General features: G+C 24.9%; 3 protein-coding genes and 1 pseudogene. All 4 read right to left on the bottom strand.

The window, feature by feature from the left end:
• A pseudogene (locus CD111_RS12790) lies at positions 1–130 on the bottom strand (hypothetical protein); the annotation flags it as partial.
• A gap of 81 nt (positions 131–211) precedes the next feature.
• Positions 212–361 carry a hypothetical protein gene (locus CD111_RS12575; RefSeq protein WP_158245703.1) on the bottom strand — a complete coding sequence of 50 codons (150 nt, stop codon included), beginning with the start codon at positions 359–361 and terminating at the stop codon, positions 212–214.
• A gap of 187 nt (positions 362–548) precedes the next feature.
• Positions 549–704, bottom strand: a complete 156-nt coding sequence (locus CD111_RS12940; protein WP_371868733.1) for a DUF6007 family protein — start codon at positions 702–704, stop codon at positions 549–551.
• Positions 705–1,345: 641 nt separating this feature from the next.
• Positions 1,346–1,600: an epilancin biosynthesis-related protein ElxI1 gene (elxI1, locus tag CD111_RS11450; RefSeq protein ID WP_095088538.1), complete on the bottom strand. Its 255-nt coding sequence runs from the start codon at positions 1,598–1,600 to the stop codon at positions 1,346–1,348.
• Between the last annotated feature and the right edge of the window lie 206 nt (positions 1,601–1,806).

Here is a 1,806-nt window from a genome sequence, read left to right on the forward strand (position 1 = left end):
CATCAACATTATAACCATAACGTAATAAAACTAAATCTTTAGTCTTCAAGTTAGGCGCTAATTCTTCTTGAAGAACATCTATAGACTGTTTAATTAATAAAAGTCTAGACTCTAACTCTTCATTATTCATTAAAATCACACTCTCTTATATTAAAGTTTGACTACTAGAGATACGTTGAGTTACATAATCAGGGCTTTTAAATAAAACATCTCAAAATTTATTATCTCTTTCATTTTTAATACTGACATCATTTTCAGAATTTTGAGTGTTAGCAGATTCTTTAATATCTGCAAATAGACTAAGCATCCATAACAATATCCTACTCATTCCTATTGTTCCAAGTGATATTCTTAATTTCAAAATAAAACGCCATCACTTTAATGTACTCATAAATCTCAACATTTATGAGATATTGATAACTCATTATTTTTATTTCTATTGCTTTGTTGAATATAAGCCAATTAAAAATTGACTTATATTCATAATACCCAAGAATTCAACAATAATTTAAACATAAAGATAAATAACAGCAACTTTTATAAATATATTATTTGTCTTTAAAAATATAAAACAAGAACGAAACACCAAAGCAACATAACATTATAATAAATACGTTAATAATAATACTTATAATATTTGGCGTTGGTAAATAAGTAAATAAAAATAACATTGGTATAAAGCAGATTACTTCTATTAAAGTCATATTTATATATATCTTTTAACTTGTTCATAATCCACAACCTAACTATGAGAGTATTTTTTATGCTCTTTACTTCCATACTTTTCAACTGTTGCTTAGAAAATGTATTGAAATGTTAATCATCCTGCTGCTCATCCATATATCAAGTATATAATCTATAAATTATAAAGGCTATTTTACAAGTTGGTGTAGCACTCGTATAGCCTCGAATTTCCTGATACATTTATCTACAACTAGATTTTGGTGATTTAATTTCTGGAGTCCTTTGCTATTTTCTATAAATAAGTATCGTTATTTTCACATATATTTTATAATAAAAAAGTATCTATCGTAAAACTCTGCATTGGGTCACTCAATTTAAATGACTATATAATAATTTTTGTATAAGGAAGTGGCGCTTTAAAATGAAATACAGATTAATTGGTTTAGTTATAACGATTGTATTAATGAGTATCTATGCATTTTTTATAATGCCAAAGTTAGATCTTCAAAATAACCGGATTAACTTGATTTCTATTGTTGTTGTTTTTACTATTTTAGCAGCAATTGGAACTATTTCGAGAAATATAGATAAAAGATAATTTTAAAAAAGCCACCTAGCAATTTAGGTGGCTTAATTTTTAATAATATAGAAGACACATGGTTTATTTATATCCTAAAAAACCAAGTTTTCGTTTTTCATTTTTATCTTTTTGTTTATCTTTAATCATTTCTGAAGGTATAGAAAAAACAAACATCATAATAAATAAAATAATTGGGAGATGCTGAACATCTTCTAAAAAATACCATTTCAAATTCCAATCAAACATCATATTAGCAGATAAGATTGCATACTTACTAAATAGTAAGGCAACACATAATCCAGCTAATGCATCTAAAATTCTAGTTAAATATTTCATAAACATTCTCCTCTTTAGTTGTTATTCTGATAAACACCATTACTTTGTTTCAATTATAATATTGAAGACTGTTAAAAATTTGAATATATAGTTATCAAAACTTCAAGAACCTGAAAATTTGCTAAATAAATTGATAAAATTGTGATAAGAAGAAATTAAATCTTTAATAAAAAAATGGAAACTGCAAAAGATAATCTTTAATAATA

Source organism: Mammaliicoccus stepanovicii (genome assembly GCF_002902525.1).
GTDB lineage: Bacteria > Bacillota > Bacilli > Staphylococcales > Staphylococcaceae > Mammaliicoccus > Mammaliicoccus stepanovicii.

Excerpts from the sequence above, each read along its gene's own strand:
- CD111_RS12940 (WP_371868733.1), bottom strand. The coding sequence starts at position 704 with ATGACTTTAATAGAAGTAATCTGCTTTATACCAATGTTATTTTTATTT.
- elxI1 (WP_095088538.1), bottom strand. The coding sequence starts at position 1,600 with ATGAAATATTTAACTAGAATTTTAGATGCATTAGCTGGATTATGTGTT.